The sequence below is a fragment of the Spirillospora sp. NPDC048911 genome, assembly GCF_043198015.1.
Taxonomy (GTDB): domain Bacteria; phylum Actinomycetota; class Actinomycetes; order Streptosporangiales; family Streptosporangiaceae; genus Spirillospora.
Genome location: NZ_JBICUD010000004.1, coordinates 321460 through 340739 on the forward strand (window position 1 = coordinate 321460; position 19280 = coordinate 340739).

The window sequence follows — 19280 nt, forward strand, 5'->3', positions numbered from 1 at the left end:
TCATCCGCTCGCCTCCGGTGATCGGAGATAGGGTTGGGGGCACCGGCAGAGCGGAGGAACGGGATGGCCACGAAGGACAGCGGCGGTCAGAAGCAGACCACGCGGCGCACCGAAGAGGTCGACGAGACCCAGGCGACGACCGAGGGCGACGTCCAGGAGCGCCAGGACAAGCTCACCGACGACGTAGACGCCATTCTGGACGAAATCGACGAAGTTCTCGAAGAGAACGCAGAGGAATTTGTTCGCAGCTACGTCCAAAAGGGAGGAGAGTAGGGCAAAACGGACACAAAACCTCGGGAGTAGATTCAGTATAGGTCCGTAATCATATAACTGCATACAGTCACACCAGACGCGGATGCTCGGTAATCTCCCACCATGACATCCAAGAAGTGTCGGGACTGTGGTGAGGTCAAACCCGCCACGGAGTTCTGGAAGCGCAAGGCCTCTCCCGACGGCCTTGCGCTTTACTGCCGAGAATGTTTCGGGCGCCGTAACGCCGCCTCCTATCGAGGAGGCCAGAAGGAGCTCGGCAAGAAGACGAGGCCCTATCGCGGGCACTCGGCGGTGCCGGAGGGCATGAAGTACTGCCCCCGATGCGAGGAGACCATGCCGCTGGAAGCGTTCGGCCGCAATCGCTCGCAGAAGTCAGGGCTCACGGCCTATTGCCGCCCTTGCCACACAGCCGCCATGGCGGAGATCAAGGAACGCACCCACGGCAGCGAGCGCAACTACCTGCTCAAGCGACGCTATGGGATCACTGAACAGGACGTGGAGCGGATGGCCGCCCAGCAGGGCGACATCTGTGTCATCTGCCTCAGTGGCGCCGCAAAGCATGTGGACCACGACCACACAACGGGGAAGGTCCGTGGGCTGTTGTGCTTCAGCTGTAATGGTGCACTCGGCCAATTCGGTGATAACCCGTGCCATATGCGTGCGGCCGCGGCGTATCTGGAACGGCACCCAAGGGCTTCAAACGGGAGCCGGTCGACGAAGCATCGTTCCGTACTCTCCTGTTGTGGGGCTTCGGAGATGATCGTCTCAGCGCACGAATGATCGCGCGGCATCGTCTCAGCCCCAGGGACATGATCCGGCTCGGCCTGCAATCTGGGGATGACTGCCCTATCTGCCGGTCGGCGTCTGCCGCTCATGTCGATCACTGTCATGAGACAGGGGCCGTGCGGGGGTTGCTCTGCCCGGAGTGCAACACGGGGATGGGGCAGCTCAGGGATGATCCGGCCACGTTGCGCCGGGCGGCGGACTATCTGGAGGAACGCGGGAGCGGCGGGGCAACGACAAGGCATGTTCCCCATGCCGCGTCCGGCAAGGGGGACACGCCTCTCGGCTGTTCGGACGGGGCTCTCGGCCCGGTCTCTCAGCCCGTCCTGTCATTCCGCTCGGTCAGTTCGGCGAGGCTTGCAGGCCGTCCAGGTGGGCGGCGAAGGCGTTCGCCACGGTAAATCCGTCCGGTGGCACGGGGATGCCTCCGGCCAGCCGCGTCCAGGCGATCGCGGTTGCGGCGGCGCCGCTCAGCGCCTCGATCGTGGCCGCCGTGCCGTCGGGCTTGAGAACGTCCGGGAGGCGGCCCTGGGCGGGCCACAGCTCGCGCAGGTCGTGGCCGGGCCGGTCGAGGATCTCGCCGAGCAGCGCGCGCAGCTCGGGGTCGAGCCAGGCGCCGACCGGGGTGGCCAGGTCCGGGCGGTAGGCGGCCATGTCGGCGGCCAGGAGCGCGGTGGCGGCGTGGCGGGGCTCGATGTACGCCGGGCCCTCGGCGTCGCCGCACAGGGGCCTCAGGGCCGTCGCGAAGTCGTAGAAGGCGAGCTGGAAGCACTCTCCGGGGGCCGAGTCGGCGAAGAGCGCCGCGTGCAGGGGCGCCGCGCACCGTCCGCGCCACTCGCGTTCCACCGCCTGGTCGCCGTAGGGGAGGGCCGGGTGGTCCAGGGCCGGATTCGCCTGGAGCGGCTCGATCATCGACAGCAGCGCCGAGGCCCGGATCCGGAAGCGGGGATCGTCGCGGAGGGCCTGCGCGGTCATGACCATGCAGCGGACCAGCTGGTTCGCGGCGTCGGCGCGCCCGGCGCGCAGGCGCTCGGCGTACAGGCCGAGGACGGTGTGCAGGGGCGGGGGAGGCAGCCAGCGGAGCCGTCCGGTGCCGAGCGGCTGGGCGAGGTGCGGCTCCCACAGGCCGAGCAGGCTGTTGTCGAGATCGGGGTCGAAGACCGGCACCGAGGCGCACCAGAGCAGGGTGCTCCAGGTCGCGGCGATCGTGCTCGGCGTGCCGTGCAAGAAGTGGCTCCAGCCCAGCGGGTAGTCGGGCGGCGGGGCCTGCGCGGCCTCGGCCGCCACCGACCGCAGCCGGAACAGCAGCGCCCCGGAGACCGGGCTCCCGGTGATCGCGAGCGGCGGGCCGTAGTCCTGGGCGAAGTCGGGCCCGGTGGGCAGGATCTCCGACGCGATCATGGGCGCGGGCTGCCCGGGCCGCGCCGCCTCCCGGGTGGCGGCCGAGCGCGGCGGCGCGGCGGGGAACCAGCGGCCGTCCGCCGGGTGCCACCGGTACCAGCGGGCCCACGCCCCGTACATCCACCAGCTGTGGTCGGGCAGCGACAGGAGGCGGGGGAGCAGCGCCTGCCGGCGCTGGACCGGTGTCGCGCCGCGCCACCAGGGCGCCGCGACCGTCGCCCGGACGGCGTGCTCGGTCCGCGTGAAGGGATCGCCGTCGACGGGCGGCTCGGGCACGACCGGCGCCGCGGGCGCCTGCGGCGGCACGTACGGGCGGCTCCAGGCGGGCTGCCCGGCGGCGCTCGGCCACGTCGGCTGCCCGAGCGGGCTCGGCCAGCCCGGCCGTCCGGCCGGCGGGCCCTGCGCGCCGTCATGGGGTCCCCACACCACGCCGTCATCGTAGTGCGGCGGGGCCGGGTTCGCCCTCGGCTGACTACGGTAGGGATCACGCGGCATGCAGTGGACGTCGCTGGAACAGTAGGGTCATAAACGTCCGCGCCGGTGAGCCCGTCAGGGGCCGGCGCCATGGTGCAGGGAAGGAGTCGCGTGGCGTCCCACGAATCGCACATCGGACGTCTGCCGGGGCTGTTCGTCAACCCGGGCACGTCCTCGTTCACGGAATTCCTGGGGGCGTACTCCCCGGAGATGTTGCCCGGGCGGCGGACGCCTCCGGTGTCCCCGGCAGGGGACGATATCCCGCACGGCACGACGATCGTGACCGTGACCTTCCCCGGCGGGGTGGTGATGGCGGGAGACCGGCGCGCGACCGCGGGGAACGTGATCGCCCAGCGGGACATCGAGAAGGTGTTCCGGGCGGACGAGTTCTCGGCCATCGCGATCGCCGGCACGGCCGGGATCGGGATCGAGATCGTGCGGCTGTTCCAGGTCGAGCTGGAGCACTACGAGAAGATGGAGGGCCGGACGCTCTCCCTGGAGGGCAAGGCCAACCGGCTGGCCACCATGGTGCGGGGCAACCTGGCCATGGCGATGCAGGGCCTCGCCGTGGTGCCGCTGTTCGCCGGGTACGACGAGGAGCGCGACACCGGGCGCATCTTCTCCTACGACCCGGCCGGGGGCCGCTACGAGGAGCGGGACTTCTACTCGATCGGATCCGGGTCGGTCTTCGCGCGCGGCGCGCTGAAGAAGCTCTACCGCGCCGACCTGCCGGCGGAGGACGCGGCGCTGGCCTGCGTGCAGGCCCTGTACGACGCGGCCGACGACGACTCGGCGACCGGCGGCCCGGACCTGACGCGCCGGATCTTCCCCGTGGTCGCGACGGTGACGGCCGACGGGTACCGCAGGCTCGGTGAGGACGAGGTCGGCGCCATGGCGCAGGCCGTCGTCGACGGGCGTTACGACTCGCCGGGCGGTCCGACCGCCCCGCTGCGATAGAAGGGATCCTGACCGGTGTCCATGCCGTTCTACGTGTCGCCCGAACAGCAGATGAAGGACAAGGCCGACTACGCGCGCAAGGGCATCGCGCGCGGCCGCAGCGTGGTCGTGCTGCAGTACGACGACGGCATCCTGTTCGTGGCCGACAACCCGTCCCGGGCGCTCCACAAGATCAGCGAGATCTACGACCGCATCGCGTTCGCGGCGGTCGGCAAGTACAACGAGTTCGAGAACCTGCGGCTGGGCGGGGTGCGGTACGCCGACGTGAACGGCTACCAGTACGACCGGCGCGACGTGACCGCGCGCGGTCTCGCCAACGTCTACGCGCAGTCGCTGGGCACCATCTTCACCGAGACCAACAAGCCGTACGAGGTCGAGCTCGTGGTCGCCGAGGTGGGCACGGAGGCGGCCACCGACCAGATCTACCGGCTGACGTTCGACGGCTCGGTGGCCGACGAGCACGGCTACGTGGCGATGGGCGGGCAGGCCGAGGCCGTGGCGCAGGCGCTGAAGGACCGCTTCCAGGAGGGCATGCCGCTGGCCGAGGCGCTCAAGGCGGCCGTGCGGTCGCTGGAGGCGCAGGACGCCGACCGGCACCTGGAGGCCAAGTCGCTCGAGGTGGCGGTGCTCGACCGCAACCGCGAGCACCGGCTGTTCAGGCGGCTGCCGGCGGCGCGGATCGAGAGCCTCCTCGGCGAGGACGCTTCCTGACCGTTCGCTCCTGACTCCCCGCGTTCCGGCGCGGCGACCCGCCGTGATCACGTTCCGCGCGGTCACGGCGGGTTTTCCGCGCCGAGATAATGATCTACATTGTAAAGGCGTCGGGCCGGAGCCGGGGAGCCCTGCGAAACCAGGGACTTCAGAGACTGCCAAGTCGGCTCCCGGCCACATAGGGTCGGGGTGTGGACAGGCGCATCTTCGGGCTTGAGAACGAGTACGGCGTCACCTGTACCTTCCGCGGTCAGCGGCGGTTGTCACCCGATGAGGTGGCGCGCTATCTGTTCCGCAGGGTGGTCTCGTGGGGCCGTAGCAGCAACGTGTTCCTGCGCAACGGCGCGCGGCTCTACCTGGACGTGGGAAGCCACCCCGAGTACGCCACGCCGGAGTGTGACAGCGTCATCGATCTGGTGACGCACGACAAGGCCGGCGAGCGGATCCTGGAAGGGTTGCTGGTCGACGCCGAGCGCAGGCTCCGCGAGGAGGGCATCGCAGGCGACATCTACCTGTTCAAGAACAACACCGACTCGGCCGGCAACTCCTACGGCTGTCACGAGAACTACCTGGTCGGACGGCACGGGGAGTTCGGCCGGCTGGCCGACGTGCTGATTCCCTATCTCGTCACCCGTCAGATCATCTGCGGTGCGGGCAAGGTGCTGCAGACTCCCCGCGGCGCGGTCTACTGCGTCTCCCAGCGAGCCGAGCACATCTGGGAAGGCGTGTCGTCGGCCACCACCCGGTCCCGGCCGATCATCAATACCCGGGACGAGCCGCACGCCGACGCCGAGCGGTTCCGGCGGCTGCACGTCATCGTGGGCGACTCGAACATGAGTGAGACCACGATGCTGCTGAAGGTCGGCGCCACCGACCTGGTACTGCGCATGATCGAGGCCGGCGTGGTGATGCGTGACCTCACCCTCGAAAACCCCATCCGCGCGATCCGTGAGGTCAGCCATGACATGACCGGCCGCCGTAAGGTGCGGCTGGCCAACGGCCGTGAGGCCAGTTCGCTGGAGATCCAGAAAGAGTACTTCGGCAAGGCCAAGGACTTCATCGACCGGCGCGGTGGCGACGAGGTCGCGATGCGGGTTCTGGACCTGTGGGAGCGGACGCTTCGCGCGGTGGAGACCGGCGACCTCGACCTGGTAGCGCGGGAGATCGACTGGGTGACCAAGTACCAGTTGATCGAGCGGTATCGGCGCAAGTACGACCTGCCGCTGTCTTCGCCACGGGTGGCGCAGCTGGACTTGGCCTATCACGACGTGCACCGTGACCGTGGTCTGTACTACCTGCTGGAAAAACGCGGCTCGGTGGAACGGGTCGCCAAGGACCTGGAAATCTTCGAGGCCAAATCGGTCCCGCCCCAGACCACCCGGGCCCGGTTGCGCGGCGAGTTCATCCGCAAAGCCCAAGAGAAACGCCGCGACTTCACCGTCGACTGGGTCCACCTCAAACTCAACGACCAGGCCCAGCGCACCGTCCTGTGCAAGGACCCGTTCCGCTCCGTCGACGAGAGGGTGGACAAGCTCATCGCCGGAATGTGAGACCCGGACCGGAAGGTGGGACCGAGCCGGAAGACGAGACGGCGCCGCGCGTTTCCCGCCACGCGGGCACGCGCGGCTACCGGCAGGTGACCAGGGGGTAGGGTGAGCGCTCAGCCGGGCTCACCATCCCCAGGCTCACCGCCTCCAGCTCACCTCCCGAGGACCCGCATGCGCCGTCGTCCCACCGGTCTCCGCCGTCCGGCGGCAGCCGTTCTGATCACGTCTCTGCCGCTCACCGGCTGCTCGCTGTTCGGCGACGGCGCCGGCGACATCCAGGTCGCGGTCAAGGGCGACGTGGGGCAGCGGCCGGACGTGTCGTTCCCCAAGGACAAGCCGCGCGGCGAGCTGGCGGTCAAGACCCTGGAGAAGGGCAGGGGCGCCCAGGCGCGCAAGGGCGACCTCGTGGTCGCCGACTACGTCGGCTACCGGTGGGGCGACGGCGGGTACAAGATCCTCGCCAACACCTACATGGCCGGCCAGCCCGGGGCGTTCCCCGTCGGGCAGCTCGTGAAGGGCCTCGACAGGGCGCTCGAGGGCAGCCGCGCAGGTGGCCGCGTGGTGGCCAACATCCCGCCCAAGGACGGCTACGGCACCAAGGGCGACGCCCAGCACCAGGTCGGTGCCGGTGACTCGCTGGTCTACGTCCTGGACGTCCGCGCGATCTACTCCGCGGCCGGCGGCGCGCAGGGCCGCGAGCAGCCGCTGACCGATCCGAAGCTGCCGAAGGTGCAGGGGGCGGCGGGCAAGGCCCCCACGGTGACCGTGCCGCGCGCCGCCGCTCCCAAGAAGCTGGCGGCGCGCGTCCTCGTGCAGGGCACCGGGCCCCAGGTGCGCAAGGGCCAGCTGCTCGCCCTGCAGTACGTGGGCCTGTTCTGGCGCGACGGCAAGGTGTTCGACTCCTCCTGGAGCGCCGGCCGCCCGTACGCCACCACCATCGGCACGGGCCAGGTCGTGAAGGGCTGGGACGACGGCCTGCTCGGCCGCACGGTGGGCAGCCGCGTCCTGCTGGTCGTCCCGCCCGCGCTCGGATACGGCGCGAAGGGTCTGCCGCAGGCCGGGATCAAGGGCAACGACACCCTGGTCTTCGTCGTGGACATTCTCGGCGCGCACTAGCGGTTCTATCGCCTAGCCCGATTGTTCTTAGAATGGCCGGGTGGAGGACATCGACGCGATCGCCGTGCTGCAGGATCCGGTCCGGCGGAGCCTGTACGAGTACGTGGCGGCCCAGGACCACGAGGTCAGCCGGAACGAGGCGGCGGAGGGCACGGGGGTGCAGCGCACCCTCGCGGCGTTCCATCTCGACAAGCTCGCCGCCGCGGGCCTGCTGGAGACCGAGAGCAGGCGCCTGACCGGGCGGTCGGGGCCCGGCGCGGGCCGCCCGGCCAAGCTCTACCGGCGGGCCCCGGGCGAGCACGAGTTCTCGCTGCCCGCCCGCGACTACCGCACGGCCGCCGATCTGCTGGCCGAGGTGGCCGAGGAGGCCCGCCTGGACGCCGAGCTCCGGGAGGCCGCCCGCAGGCAGGGGCGTGCGCTGCGCGGCGACGACCGGCCGGGAGCGGGCCCGGAGGGCGTCGTCGGGCTGCTGGCACGCCGCGGCTACGAGCCGCGCCTGGAGGAGGGGGAGGGCGGTGCCGTGATCCGCATGCGCAACTGCCCGTTCCATGCCCTCTCCGAGCGCTTCCCGCCGCTGGTGTGCGGGATGAACCTGGCCCTGCTCGAAGGCCTTCTGGAGGGCGCTGAAGGGGTCCGTGTGCGCATGGACGCCAGGCCGGGGATGTGCTGCGCGGTGGTGGAGAATTCTAAAAGTAATGAGGATTGACATAGAAGTCGAACGCGTGGTGAGGTGGATCGCATGACCTTCCATCTGGCCCAGCTCAACCTCGCCAAGCTCAAGTACCCCCTCGACGATCCCCGCGTGAAGGACTTCGTCGACTGGCTCAAGCCGGTCAACGAGACGGCCGAGGGCTGGCCCGGCTACGTCTGGCGCCTGGTGGGGGAGTCGGGGGTCGACGCCACCTCCGTCCAGCCGCTCGGGCCCGAGACGATCGTCAACCTGACGGTGTGGGAGAGCCAGGAAGCGCTCTGGGACTACGTCTACCGGAGCGGCCACCTGGACGTGATGCGGCGGCGCGGGGAGTGGTTCGAACGGCCCAGGCGGCCCGAGCAGGTGATGTGGTGGATCCCCGCCGGGCACATCCCGACGGTCGACGAGGCCCTGGAGCGCCTGGAGATGCTGCGGGCGGACGGCCCCTCGCCGCGCGCCTTCACGTTCCGGGAGACGTTCACGCCGGCGGACCTGGAGGCCCCGGCGGCCTGAACGTGATCAGGCCAGGTGGGCGGCGGTGTGACGGCCCGCGGCGGCCGCGGTGAGGAAGTAGGCGAGGTCCTCGTCGAGCCGCCGGCCCATCGTCGACATCCGGACGCCCCAGTCCTTCTCGGCCGTGCGCAGCACATCCTCCAAACCCTCCACCCCGACCGGGACCAGGTCGTGGCGCTCGCCCAGCGTCGCGGCCTGCGCGGCGACCCTGGTGCCGAACTCGCCGCCGAGCTCCGGGACGACGATCTCGGCCCGGGCCAGGGCGACCCGCCCGTAGGCGGTGATGCTGTGGTGGGAGACGCCCTGGTGGCGCTCGCGCAGATCACCCTCGCTGACCCGCAGTGATCCGACCGGGCGGCCCGAGAGCACGGCCGCCGCGTTGATCGCCTCACCGGCCGACACGCCGGAGAACCCCCAGCGGGTGCCGGTGCCCAGGTTGCCCGGCCCCTGCGCCAGCAGCACGACGTCGGCGCCGAGGATCAGCCGGGCGGCCAGCAGGCCGGTGTGGACCGTGACGGCCTCCAGGTCGCCGCCGAACGCCTGACCGGCGGTCACCACCCCGTGCAGGACCCCCGCGTGCCGCAGCCGCCCGATCGACATGGAGAACCACGACGGCAGCGCGCCGCCGTCGGGCATCACGTACACGACCTTGGCGCCCGGCCGCTCGGCCAGCAGCCCGGCCAGAATCGGCGGCAGCGCCGAGTGCAGGTCGGCGACGATCACCGGCAGGCCGTCCAGGGAGTCGGCGTCGCGCAGCAGCTCGTGGTGGGGGGAGTCCTGCTCGTCGGCGCCGAGGACGGTGGACTGAAGCGGCGTGTAGCGGGCCTTGACCAGGTGGCCCGGCCCGGCCGGATCGGGCGGCAGCCGGTCGGGGACGGCGACGACCATGGCGTAGCCGCCGGTGCCCAAGCCCATCGCCAAGGCCGTAGTGTTGAGCAGGACGGCGTCGCCCGGCTCCGGCCGCCCCACCAGCGCCGGGTAGGCCAGGGCCCGGCGGGTGCCGTCGCCCTCGATCGTGACGTCCAGTTCCACCGCTCCCGGCCATTCGCGGCGGATGCCCTCTACTGTGCCTTTGCGCCATCGGATCACACCGGAAACGGTAGCGTCCTCTTCGGGACAACACGCCAAAGCGGAAAGGGTGGTGGCGAAGTGTCGCGGCGCAAGACCGAGCGCCTGCTCAACCTGGTGGTCTGCCTGCTCGCCACCCGGCGCTTCCTGACCGCGGAGCAGATCCGCCGGGCCGTGCCCGGCTATCCCGACTCCGACGAGGCGTTCAAGCGCATGTTCGAGCGCGACAAGGAGGAGCTGCGCGAGCTCGGCGTGCCCCTGGAGGTCGGCAGCGACCAGCAGGGCGGCGGCGGCGAGGAGATCGGCTACCGCATCCCCCCGCAGGCCTACGAGCTTCCCGACATCCATCTGACGCCCGACGAGGCCGCCGTGCTGGGCCTGGCCGCCCGGGTCTGGCAGCGGGCCAGCATGGCCGACGCCGCCTCGGGCGCGCTGCTCAAGCTGCGCGCCGCGGGCGTGGAGACCGACGGCTCCACCGGCCTCGGCATCGAGCCGCGGGTCGACACCGGCGATCCCGCCTTCCCGGCGCTGTGGGAGGCCGTCCGCGACGGCCGCCCGGTGGCCTTCGACTACCGGGGCATCGGCCGCACCTCCGTGGCCCGCCGCCATCTGGAGCCGTGGGGCGTGGTGAGCCGCCGCGGCCGCTGGTACGTCGTCGGCCATGACCTCGACCGCGACGAGACGCGGGTGTTCCGGCTGAGCCGCATCGCCGGCGAGGTGACCGCCGACGGCCCCGCCGGCAGCGTCACCGTGCCGCCCGGTGTGGACGTGCGCAGCATCGCGTTCACCTGGGGCGATCCGGTCGCCGAGCCGCGCCCGGCCACCGTCCGGCTGCGGACGGGCGCCGCGCAGGGCCCGCGGCAGTGGGCCAAGGACGTGCACCCGGTCGGCGACGGCTGGGACGAGGCCGTCCTCACGTTCCGCGACGTCGACCGGTTCGCGCCCTACCTGGTCCGGTTCGCCGACGACGTGGTGGTCGTCGACCCGCCCGACCTGCGCGAGGCGGTCATCCAGCAGCTGAAGGCGGTCCTGGCGGTGAGCGACCAGTGAGCAAGACGGCGCAGAGCAAGACGGCCCAGAGCAGAACGGCGCAGGGCAAGACGCCGCAGGGCAAGGCGAGCAGCACGACCTCGACCGACCGGCTGGGGCGGCTGCTGGCGCTGGTGCCGTACGTGGTCAACCGCGACTCGGTGGCCCTCGACCAGGCCGCCGCCGCGTTCGGCGTCACCGAGAAGCAGCTGATCGACGATCTGAACCTGCTGTGGTGCGTGGAGCTGCGGGCACCCGACCCGTACTGCCCGATCGACCTGTCCTACGAGGGCGGCGAGATCATCGTCACCGAGGCCGAGTCGATCGCCCGGCCGCTGCGGCTGAAGGTGGACGAGGCCAGCGCGCTGCTGGTGGCGCTGCGCATGCTGGCGGGCATCCCCGATCTGGAGGACCGCGACGCCCTCAGCCGCGTGATCGCCAAGCTGGAGAGCGCCGCCGGCGCCGCCGCCGCGGTGAGCAGCCAGGTCTCGGTCGAGGTGGACGCCCGTGGTGACACCCTGGCCACTCTCCGTGAGGCCGTGTCCCGTAGGCGCCGGGTGCATCTGAGCTACTACGTGCCCGCCCGCGACGAGAACACCGAGCGTGACGTCGACCCCATGCGGCTGCTCGTGGTGGAGGGCAACACCTATCTGGAGGGCTGGTGCCGGCGCGCCGAGGCGGTTCGCGTCTTCCGCCTCGACCGGATCCGCGGCCTGGCCGTGCTGGACGTGCCCGCCGAGGTCCCCGCCGACGCCGAGCCGATCAACGTCGACGCCGGGCTGTTCCGTCCCTCGCCGGACGACGTGCGGGTCATCTTCGAGCTGACCCCGCAGGGCCGGTGGGTCGCCGACTACTACCCCTGCGAGAGCGTCGAGGAGCTGGGGGAGGGGCGCCTGCGGATCGTCCTGCGCACGCCCGACACGCGCTGGGTGCGCGGGCTCGCCCTCCGGCTGGGCGACCAGGGCCGGGTGGTGGCGCCGCCGGAGCTGGGGGCGGAGATCAGGTCCGACGCGGTCCGCGCGCTCGCGCAGTACGACGCGCTCGCCCGGTACGACGCGCGCACCCCGAACGACAACGGGTGACGGCGTCCGCTAACGTGACGGACGTGGCGTGGGTTCCGGTGTCGGTGGCGATGGGCTTCATCGGCATGGCCGTGCTCGCCTACTGCGGTTTCAAGGTCTACCTGGGCGTTCGCCGGCTGGGACGTGAACTCGACCGGACCCGGCGGCGACTCGAGCCCAAACAGTCCGCGCTCCAGGATGAACTTGAAACACTCAAAGAGGCACGAGAGACACAAGACCCCGAAGACGGCGTACGATCGACCTGAGTACCACCTGCTCTGAAAAGGATTGCGCATGCCGAACATCGGGACCCCCGAGCTGCTGATCATCTTGCTGGTCGTCGTTCTGATCTTCGGATCGGCGAAGTTGCCGCAGCTCGCGCGCTCCCTTGGCAAGTCGGCCCGGATTCTCAAGGCCGAGACCAAGGGCCTGCGGGAGGACGACGACGAGCAGCCGGAGACCAAGCAGGCTCCGCAGGCCGGCACCGCCACCGCCGCCGCGCCGGACGCCGCGCGCGACCGCGCCGCCCAGCTGCGTGCCGAGGCCGCCCGCCTGGAGCGCGAGGCCGCAGCCCAGGACCCCACCCCGCGGTCGCAGGGAGCCCTCCCCTCGGGCGACCCCATCCAGGGCGTCCCGGTGGACCCCAGCCGCACGCGCCAGTCCTGACCTCCCCCTAGCGCAAAGACGGGCCCACCCCACCCCGGACGACGATGAAGACGATGAGCAACCAGGCCGCCAACCCCGAGGGCCGCATGCCGCTCATGGACCACCTCCGTGAGCTGCGCAACCGTCTGATCAAGGCGATCCTCGCCCTGCTGGTCGGCACGGTGATCGGGTGGATCTTCTTCACCCCGGTCTGGGACTTCCTCAAGGAGCCCTACTGCTCCCTGCCGCAGTCCAAGGACCTCAACGGCCGCACCTGCTCGCTGGTCGTCAACGGGATCTTCTCCTCGTTCTTCCTGCGGCTGAAGATCGCCTTCATCATCGGCATGGTCGTCTCCTCGCCGGTCTGGCTGTTCCAGCTGTGGGCGTTCGTGGCGCCGGGCCTGTACCGGCGGGAGCGCCGGTGGACGTACGTGTTCATGGGCGTGGCCATCCCGCTGTTCTTCGTCGGCACGGCGCTGGCCTACGTCACGGTCGACAAGGGCCTGTCGATCTTCCTGGGCTTCGTGCCCGACGACGTCTCGGCGCTGATCACGGTCGACCACTATCTCGGCTACGTGCTGGCGATGCTGCTGGTGTTCGGCCTGACGTTCGAGCTGCCGCTGTTCGTGGTGATCCTCAACCTGGCCGGGGTGCTGAGCTCGGCCCGGATCCGCCGCTCGCAGCGGATGATCATTTTCGGGATCTTCGTGTTCAGCGCGGTCGCCACGCCGAGCGCCGACCCGTTCACGATGCTGGCGCTGGCCCTGCCGACCGTGGTGCTGTTCGAGGTCGCGGCGTTCCTGGCCTTCGTCAACGACCGGCGCAAGGCCCGGCGGCCCGATCCCTACGAGGGCCTTTCGGACGACGAGATCTCCCCGCTCGACCTGGAGGAGATCGACGCCGAGCTTGAGCGGGAACAGCCCGGGCGCGGGGACCGGCGAAACTGAACGCGCTTTTGAGTTGGGTATCGGGCCGGTCGAAACCGTAGGCTCGTTACATGACCACCCCCGACGCGCCGTCGGCCGCCGAGAGCCCGTCCGAGCGGTACGCCGCCTACCGCAAGCGGACCGCCGGCAACGGACCCGCCCTGCTGGACTTCCAGACCCTCTACGACTTCCGGCTGGACGAGTTCCAGCTGGAGGCGTGCAGGGCCCTGGAAGGCGGCAGCGGCGTGCTGGTCGCGGCGCCCACCGGCTCCGGCAAGACCGTGGTGGGGGAGTTCGCCGTCCACCTGGCCCTGACGGGCAAGCGGAAGTGCTTCTACACCACGCCGATCAAGGCGCTGTCGAACCAGAAGTACGCCGATCTGGTCAAGCGCTACGGCGCCGAGAACGTGGGGCTCCTCACCGGCGACAACAGCGTCAACGGCGAGGCGCCGATCGTCGTGATGACGACCGAGGTGCTCCGCAACATGCTCTACGCCGGGTCGCAGACCCTGATGGGGCTGGCGTTCGTGGTCATGGACGAGGTGCACTACCTCGCCGACCGGTTCCGCGGCGCGGTCTGGGAAGAAGTGATCATCCACGTTCCCGACTCGGTGCGGATCGTGGCCCTGTCGGCGACCGTCAGCAACGCCGAGGAGTTCGGCGAGTGGCTGCACGAGGTGCGCGGCGACACCGCGGTGATCGTCGACGAGCACCGGCCGGTGCCGCTGTTCCAGCACATGCTGGTCGGCACCCGGCTCTACGACCTGTTCGTCGACACCGGCAAGGGCAAGGACCGGCAGGCCAAGGTCAACCCGGAGCTGCGCCGGATCGCGCTCGACGAGGCCCGCCGCAACAAGATCAACCAGGGCCGGCGGACCGGGCGGCGCCGCACCGCGCGGCCGCAGCGCTACCGCCCGCCGGCGCGCAACGACGTGATCGAGCGGCTCGACCGCGCCGGGCTGCTGCCCGCCATCACGTTCATCTTCAGCCGGGCCGGCTGTGACGCCGCGGTCATGCAGTGCCTGTACGCGGGCACGCGGCTGACCTCCAAGGAGGAGGCGGAGGAGATCCGCGCCCACGCCGAGCTGCGGACCGCCGACATCGCCCCTGAGGACCTGGCCATCCTCGGCTACGACGACTTCCTGTCCGGCCTCGAACGCGGCGTCGCCGCCCACCACGCCGGGATGCTCCCCACGTTCAAGGAGATCGTCGAGGAGCTGTTCACGCGCGGGCTGATCAAGGCCGTGTTCGCCACCGAGACGCTGGCGCTCGGCATCAACATGCCGGCCCGCACGGTGGTGATCGAGAAGCTCGACAAGTGGAACGGCGAGGCCCACGTCGACCTGACGCCGGGGGAGTACACGCAGCTCACCGGGCGCGCCGGGCGCCGCGGGATCGACGTCGAGGGCCACGCCGTCGTGCTCTGGAACCCCAGCGTCGACCCCGGCTCGGTCGCGGGCCTGGCCAGCACCCGTACCTACCCGCTCAACTCCAGCTTCCAGCCCTCGTACAACATGGCCGTCAACCTGGTCGGCGCGGTCGGCATCGAGCGCGCCCGGACGCTGCTGGAGGAGTCGTTCGCGCAGTTCCAGGCCGACCGCGCGGTCGTCGGCCTGGCCCGGCAGGTCCACAAGAACGAGGAGGCCCTGGCGGGCTACGCCAAGGCGGCCAAGTGCCATCTGGGCGACTTCATGGAGTACGCGGGGCTGCGCCGCCGCCTGTCGGACCGCGAGGCCGAGCTCGCCCGCGAGCGGTCCTCCGAGCGCCGTGCCGAGGCCGCCAGGTCCCTGGAGCACCTGCGGCCCGGCGATGTGATCCTGGTGCCCAGCGGCCGCCGGTCCGGCGTCGCGGTGGTGCTGGACCCGGGCGTCGGCAAGCGTTCCGACGGGCCCGCGCCGCTGGTGCTGACCATCAACGGGTCGGTGCAGCGGCTGTCGATCCTGGACTTCCCGCGTCCGGTCGAGCCGATCGAGCGCGTCCGCATCCCCAAGTCGTTCAGCCCGCGCAACCCGCAGGCGCGCCGCGACCTGGCGTCGACGCTGCGCAACAAGCTCCCCGAGGACGTCCGCGAGCGCAGGCGCGGCGGCCGGGGCGAGGCCAAGACCACCGACGACGACGAGATCACGCGGCTGCGCGCCGAGCTGCGGCAGCATCCGGTGCACGGCTGCGACGAGCGCGAGGACCACGCGCGGTGGGCCGAGCGGTACTTCCGGCTGCTGCGCGAGACCGAGCAGCTGCGCCGCCGCGTCGAGGGTCGCTCGCAGGTCATCGCCCGCACGTTCGACCGGGTGTGCGCGGTGCTCCAGCAGCTCGGCTACCTCGACGGCGACGCCGTGACCGACGAGGGCCGCAGGCTCGGCCGCATCTACAACGAGCTCGACCTGCTCACCGCCGAGAGCCTGCGCGCCGGGGTCTGGGAGAAGCTCGACGCCGCCGAGCTGGCGGCCTGCGTGTCCGCCCTGGTGTACGAGTCGCGGCAGCCCGACGACGCCGCGCCGCCCAAGACGCCCGACGGCGCGGCGCAGGCCGCGCTGGCCGCCATGGTGCGGCTGTGGGGCGAGCTCGACTCCATCGAGAAGGACAACCGGGTGTCGTTCCTGCGCGAGCCCGACCTCGGCTTCGCCTGGACCGCCTACCGGTGGGCGAAGGGCCACGACCTCGACGAGGTGCTGCTGGAGACCGACATGACCGCCGGCGACTTCGTCCGCGCGGTCAAGCAGCTCCTGGACCTGCTCGGGCAGGTCACCGACGCGGCGCCGCCCAACAGCCACATCCGCAAGACCGCGCGCAGGGCCATGGACGCCATGCGGCGCGGTGTCGTCGCCTACACGTCGGTGACCTGATCTCCTCGGTGACCTGATCCCTCCCGCCGTGCATGGGCCCCGCCGTTCTGGAAAGGCCTTCCACGGAGGTGATTGCCATGGCCGACGGATCGACGATGATCGGCGTGGTCCTGCTGGTCGCCGGGCTGGCCATCGTGGTGCTGGCCGCTCTGTTCTACCTGGGGCGCCGGGAGCCGCGCCGCTGACACCGCCAGGGGACGTGTGGAGAGGTGGCGCGGAGAGGCGGCGTGCGGGCAGGTTAGGGTTGCCTTACCGTGCCTGCGGCGAGCGCGGCACCGAGCGCGAGAGGCGGGATCCATGACCGAGTCCGACCCGTTCACCGGGGACGTGGTGGCGCAGATCATGCGGCACATGAACGAGGACCACGCCGGCGACTCGCGGATGATCGTCCAGGCGCTCGGCGGCCGGCCGGACGCCGAGTCGGCGCTGATGAGCGGGATGGACGCGGACGGGATCGACTTCGTCGCCGTGGTCGGCGGCGAGGACGTGCCGGTGCGGATCCCGTGGAGCGAGCGGCTGACCGAGCGGATCCAGGTGCGCCGAGAGGTGGTCCGGATGTCGGACGAGGCGCGCGACGTCCTCGGGCTCGCGCCGCGTGACGGCCGCTGATCGGCATTGTGTTCCCGACAGTGCGTCGGTAACGTAGCCGACGTCACGTCGGAAAGGGAGTGGCGACCCCTTCCACTGTGAGTTAGGTGAGGCTAACCTAATTCATGATCCGGTCAGGTGGACGAGCGAAGGGTGATGTGCATGGGAACGGTCGAGCCCGGCCAGGGATTCTCGGTGGCGCTGCGGACCGCGACCTGGAGCGACCACGGCGACAACGAGGGCTCGTCGTACATGAGCGCCCTGATCGACGGGCGGCTTGGCCGTGCGGAGTACGCGGTCCTGGTCGCCCAGCTCTACCACGTCTACGACCTGCTGGAGCAGGCCGCCGACCGGATGGCGGGCGACCCCGTGGCCGCCGCGTTCGACTTCGGGGACCTGCGCCGCCGGGAGGCCCTCCAGGCCGACCTCGCCTTCTTCTACGGGCCTGGCTGGGCCGAGCGGATCACTCCCAACAATGCCACCGAGCGCTACTGCGAACGCCTGGCCGAGGTGTGCTTCGACTGGGCGGGCGGCTTCGTCGCCCACCACTACACCCGGTATCTCGGCGACCTCTCGGGCGGGCAGTACATCGCCCGGCAGGTCGAGCGCTCCCTCGGCATCGACGCCGGGGACGACGGGGTCCGGTTCTACCGCTTCCCCGGCAAGCCCAAGGGCTACAAGGATCGCTACCGGTCCCTGCTCGACGCGGCGCCCTGGGACGAGCGCGAGCAGGCGCGGATCATCGCCGAGGTGAAGCTCGCGTACCGGCTGAACGCCGAGGTCACCGCCGAGCTGAGCCGCGAGCTGCGCATCGAGCCCGCCGCCTGAGAGGCGCGGCGGGGAGACCCGGCGGCGATCACCTTTACGGACGCGGACGGCCGACCGGAACCCCGCCCGGGTTTGAAGAGGCGTTTTACGGAGATTCCGGATATGCGATCTCGGGGGAGACGCACAACACGCACCGGAGGTCACCATGCTCGCGATCGTCGCGGCGATCGTTTTCGGTCTCGCCCTGCTGCTCGACCTTGCCGACTACGCGTCGGACGCCCTCAACTACCAGACGCTGATCGTGGTGGGCCTGCTGCTGCTCGCCCTCCACATGGCGGGCTTCGGCACGTCCACCAACTGGCGCGGCCGGTCCTGGTCGCGCACCCGCAGGCGGTGAGGCGCGCCCGTCAGGCGGTCCGGGTGAACCGGACCTGACGGCGGACGGGGTCGGACTCCTCCAGGCGCACCCGCACCGGGTCGCCGAGTGGCAGTCCGTCCCCGTCGCAGCGCGCCAGCACGGCCGGGCTCAGCAACTGGACGACGCCGCCCGAGCCGTTGCCCGAGACGTCCACCACCACGGCGTCGAAATCCTCACCGACGTGGTCGCGCAGCAACAGCGCCTCGACGAGGTCGACGCAGGCGCGGTCGACCGAGGCGGCCTGCTGGAGGCTGCGCCGCATGATGTCGGGAAGCTCGTGGAGCGCCGACCGCACCCATCCGGGGATCTCGCGGCCCGCCGTCAGCGCCAGGCAGATCTCGGTCGCGTAGCGGTCGGCGAGACGGCGCAGCGGCGCGGTCACGTGCGCGTAGGGCGCGGCGACGGCCGCGTGCCCGAGCGCGGCGGCGTCCTCGGGCGGCGCGCCGTCGAAGGCGGTGTAGCCGGCGCCGCGCATCAGCGTCACGGCCTCGTGCAGGAACGCCGCGTGCCGTGGGCGGCCCGGGTCGAGACCGCGGACGATCTCCCCGTACGGGCGGCCGTCCGGCCAGCCGATGCCGAGCGCCGTCGCGGCCCTGCGCAGCCGGGTGACCGCCTCGTCCGGCGGCGGCGGCATCGTGCGCAGCAACCCGATCCCCCCGGCCAGCATGAGCCCGGCGGCGGCGCGGCCGGTGAGCAGCGAGATCTGCGCGTTCCACGTCTCGCTCGGCAGCCCGCCCCGGAACGCCAGCTCCCAGCCGTCGGGGCCGCGCACGACCTCCTGCTCGGGCAGCGGGAGGCTGACGCCGCCACGGCCCGCCTCCGCCGCGAGCAGGAGGGTGCCGATCTCGGCGAGCAGCGCGATGCGCGGATCGGCGGTGGCGTCGCGCTGCGCGCCGTCGTAGTCGAGGCGCTCGCGGCTGGTCACCAGCCGCCGCCGGACGTCCACGCCGGTGATCGCGCCGTCGCCGTCCAGCTCGATCGTCCAGACCACGGCGGGGCGCCGCCGCCCCGGCAGGAGGCTGGCCGCGCCTTCGGACAGCTCCGGCGGATGCAGCGGCGCCTTGGCATCGGGCAGGTAGACCGTCACGCCGCGGGCGTGCGACTCGATGTCGATGGCTCCGCCCGGCCGGACGAACGAGGCGACGTCGGCGATCGCGTAATGGACGCGGTAACCCGATCCGCGGCGTTCCAGGTGCATGGCCTGGTCGAGGTCCATCGACCCGGGCGGGTCGAGGGTGAAGAACGGCAGGTCCGACTCCGCCGGCACGGGCCGGAGCAGGAGCCGCACCGCCTGGTCCGCCTCGGCCGTGACGGCGGGCGGGAAGGCGCCGGGCACCGCCAGCTCCTGGCGGATGCGGTCGAGTCCGGCGCGGACCTCGCTGTCGGCCTCCTCGGAACGGAGGCGGATGGGCCGTTGGAGCACTCCACGAGCGTAGGGGACCGGCCCGGCAACTCCGGGCAAAGGACG

21 protein-coding genes are annotated in these 19280 nt (G+C 71.2%); 18 read left to right on the forward strand and 3 right to left on the reverse strand.

From position 1 onward, the window contains the following. Nucleotides 1-63: 63 nt before the first annotated feature. From ACGFNU_RS19625 to ACGFNU_RS19635, 3 genes are all read left to right on the forward strand, one after another. Complete coding sequence (locus ACGFNU_RS19625) at nucleotides 64-273, forward strand: ubiquitin-like protein Pup (RefSeq protein WP_392595418.1); 210 nt, start codon at nucleotides 64-66, stop codon at nucleotides 271-273. A 102-nt stretch (nucleotides 274-375) separates the two neighbouring features. Beyond that, a complete protein-coding gene (locus ACGFNU_RS19630) occupies nucleotides 376-1053 on the forward strand; it encodes an endonuclease VII domain-containing protein (protein ID WP_392595420.1) in 678 nt (225 codons plus the stop codon). Nucleotides 1054-1082: 29 nt separating this feature from the next. After that, nucleotides 1083-1457, forward strand: a complete 375-nt coding sequence (locus tag ACGFNU_RS19635) for an endonuclease VII domain-containing protein (protein WP_392595422.1) — start codon at nucleotides 1083-1085, stop codon at nucleotides 1455-1457. Here the strand turns inward: ACGFNU_RS19635 and ACGFNU_RS19640 are convergent. Beyond that, nucleotides 1399-2886 (reverse strand): hypothetical protein, encoded by a 1488-nt coding sequence (locus tag ACGFNU_RS19640; protein WP_392595424.1) that lies wholly within the window; start codon nucleotides 2884-2886, stop codon nucleotides 1399-1401. The two genes, ACGFNU_RS19635 and ACGFNU_RS19640, sit on opposite strands and share 59 nt — an antisense overlap. Before the next feature lie 135 nt (nucleotides 2887-3021). Between ACGFNU_RS19640 and prcB the strand changes: the two genes are divergently transcribed. The 6 genes from prcB to ACGFNU_RS19670 all read left to right on the forward strand — a co-directional run bounded on the left by prcB (nucleotide 3022) and on the right by ACGFNU_RS19670 (nucleotide 8466). Beyond that, a complete protein-coding gene (prcB, locus tag ACGFNU_RS19645) occupies nucleotides 3022-3888 on the forward strand; it encodes a proteasome subunit beta (protein WP_392595426.1) in 867 nt (288 codons plus the stop codon). Nucleotides 3889-3909: 21 nt separating this feature from the next. Beyond that, nucleotides 3910-4599 (forward strand): proteasome subunit alpha, encoded by a 690-nt coding sequence (gene prcA, locus ACGFNU_RS19650; protein ID WP_392596484.1) that lies wholly within the window; start codon nucleotides 3910-3912, stop codon nucleotides 4597-4599. Between the two features lie 191 nt (nucleotides 4600-4790). Then, nucleotides 4791-6149 carry a Pup--protein ligase gene (gene pafA / locus ACGFNU_RS19655; RefSeq protein ID WP_392595427.1) on the forward strand — a complete coding sequence of 453 codons (1359 nt, stop codon included), beginning with the start codon at nucleotides 4791-4793 and terminating at the stop codon, nucleotides 6147-6149. 168 nt (nucleotides 6150-6317) lie between these two features. Further along, nucleotides 6318-7262, forward strand: coding sequence for an FKBP-type peptidyl-prolyl cis-trans isomerase (locus ACGFNU_RS19660; RefSeq protein ID WP_392595429.1), 945 nt, complete (start codon nucleotides 6318-6320; stop codon nucleotides 7260-7262). A 40-nt stretch (nucleotides 7263-7302) separates the two neighbouring features. Continuing rightward, nucleotides 7303-7968, forward strand: coding sequence for a helix-turn-helix transcriptional regulator (locus tag ACGFNU_RS19665; protein ID WP_392595431.1), 666 nt, complete (start codon nucleotides 7303-7305; stop codon nucleotides 7966-7968). A 33-nt stretch (nucleotides 7969-8001) separates the two neighbouring features. Further along, the gene (locus ACGFNU_RS19670; RefSeq protein ID WP_392595433.1) at nucleotides 8002-8466 is read left to right on the forward strand and encodes a DUF3291 domain-containing protein; all 465 of its coding nucleotides are present in this window, start codon (nucleotides 8002-8004) and stop codon (nucleotides 8464-8466) included. A gap of 6 nt (nucleotides 8467-8472) precedes the next feature. Here the strand turns inward: ACGFNU_RS19670 and ACGFNU_RS19675 are convergent, their stop codons facing one another. Beyond that, nucleotides 8473-9555, reverse strand: a complete 1083-nt coding sequence (locus ACGFNU_RS19675; protein ID WP_392595435.1) for a DUF3866 family protein — start codon at nucleotides 9553-9555, stop codon at nucleotides 8473-8475. A 60-nt stretch (nucleotides 9556-9615) separates the two neighbouring features. On the opposite strand from ACGFNU_RS19675, the gene ACGFNU_RS19680 reads away from it, so the two are divergent. The 9 genes from ACGFNU_RS19680 to ACGFNU_RS19720 all read left to right on the forward strand — a co-directional run bounded on the left by ACGFNU_RS19680 (nucleotide 9616) and on the right by ACGFNU_RS19720 (nucleotide 17791). Beyond that, on the forward strand, nucleotides 9616-10584 hold the full coding sequence (locus ACGFNU_RS19680) for a helix-turn-helix transcriptional regulator (RefSeq protein ID WP_392595437.1): 969 nt from the start codon (nucleotides 9616-9618) through the stop codon (nucleotides 10582-10584). Next, nucleotides 10581-11645: a helix-turn-helix transcriptional regulator gene (locus ACGFNU_RS19685; RefSeq protein ID WP_392595439.1), complete on the forward strand. Its 1065-nt coding sequence runs from the start codon at nucleotides 10581-10583 to the stop codon at nucleotides 11643-11645. Before ACGFNU_RS19680 ends, ACGFNU_RS19685 begins: the two co-directional genes overlap by 4 nt. Before the next feature lie 23 nt (nucleotides 11646-11668). Next, nucleotides 11669-11890, forward strand: coding sequence for a hypothetical protein (locus ACGFNU_RS19690; RefSeq protein ID WP_392595441.1), 222 nt, complete (start codon nucleotides 11669-11671; stop codon nucleotides 11888-11890). A 28-nt stretch (nucleotides 11891-11918) separates the two neighbouring features. Further along, nucleotides 11919-12290 carry a Sec-independent protein translocase subunit TatA gene (gene tatA / locus ACGFNU_RS19695; protein WP_392595443.1) on the forward strand — a complete coding sequence of 124 codons (372 nt, stop codon included), beginning with the start codon at nucleotides 11919-11921 and terminating at the stop codon, nucleotides 12288-12290. 53 nt (nucleotides 12291-12343) lie between these two features. Next, nucleotides 12344-13216, forward strand: a complete 873-nt coding sequence (gene tatC / locus ACGFNU_RS19700; RefSeq protein ID WP_392595445.1) for a twin-arginine translocase subunit TatC — start codon at nucleotides 12344-12346, stop codon at nucleotides 13214-13216. A gap of 50 nt (nucleotides 13217-13266) precedes the next feature. Further along, nucleotides 13267-16038 carry a DEAD/DEAH box helicase gene (locus ACGFNU_RS19705; RefSeq protein ID WP_392595446.1) on the forward strand — a complete coding sequence of 924 codons (2772 nt, stop codon included), beginning with the start codon at nucleotides 13267-13269 and terminating at the stop codon, nucleotides 16036-16038. Between the two features lie 297 nt (nucleotides 16039-16335). Next, nucleotides 16336-16647: a DUF2470 domain-containing protein gene (locus ACGFNU_RS19710; protein ID WP_392595448.1), complete on the forward strand. Its 312-nt coding sequence runs from the start codon at nucleotides 16336-16338 to the stop codon at nucleotides 16645-16647. Nucleotides 16648-16788: 141 nt separating this feature from the next. Further along, nucleotides 16789-17454, forward strand: coding sequence for a heme oxygenase (biliverdin-producing) (locus ACGFNU_RS19715; protein ID WP_392595450.1), 666 nt, complete (start codon nucleotides 16789-16791; stop codon nucleotides 17452-17454). A 145-nt stretch (nucleotides 17455-17599) separates the two neighbouring features. Continuing rightward, nucleotides 17600-17791: a hypothetical protein gene (locus ACGFNU_RS19720; protein ID WP_392595451.1), complete on the forward strand. Its 192-nt coding sequence runs from the start codon at nucleotides 17600-17602 to the stop codon at nucleotides 17789-17791. A gap of 10 nt (nucleotides 17792-17801) precedes the next feature. Here ACGFNU_RS19720 and ACGFNU_RS19725 read toward each other — a convergent pair whose 3' ends face one another. Further along, nucleotides 17802-19235 carry an RNB domain-containing ribonuclease gene (locus tag ACGFNU_RS19725; RefSeq protein WP_392595453.1) on the reverse strand — a complete coding sequence of 478 codons (1434 nt, stop codon included), beginning with the start codon at nucleotides 19233-19235 and terminating at the stop codon, nucleotides 17802-17804. Nucleotides 19236-19280: the final 45 nt, after the last annotated feature.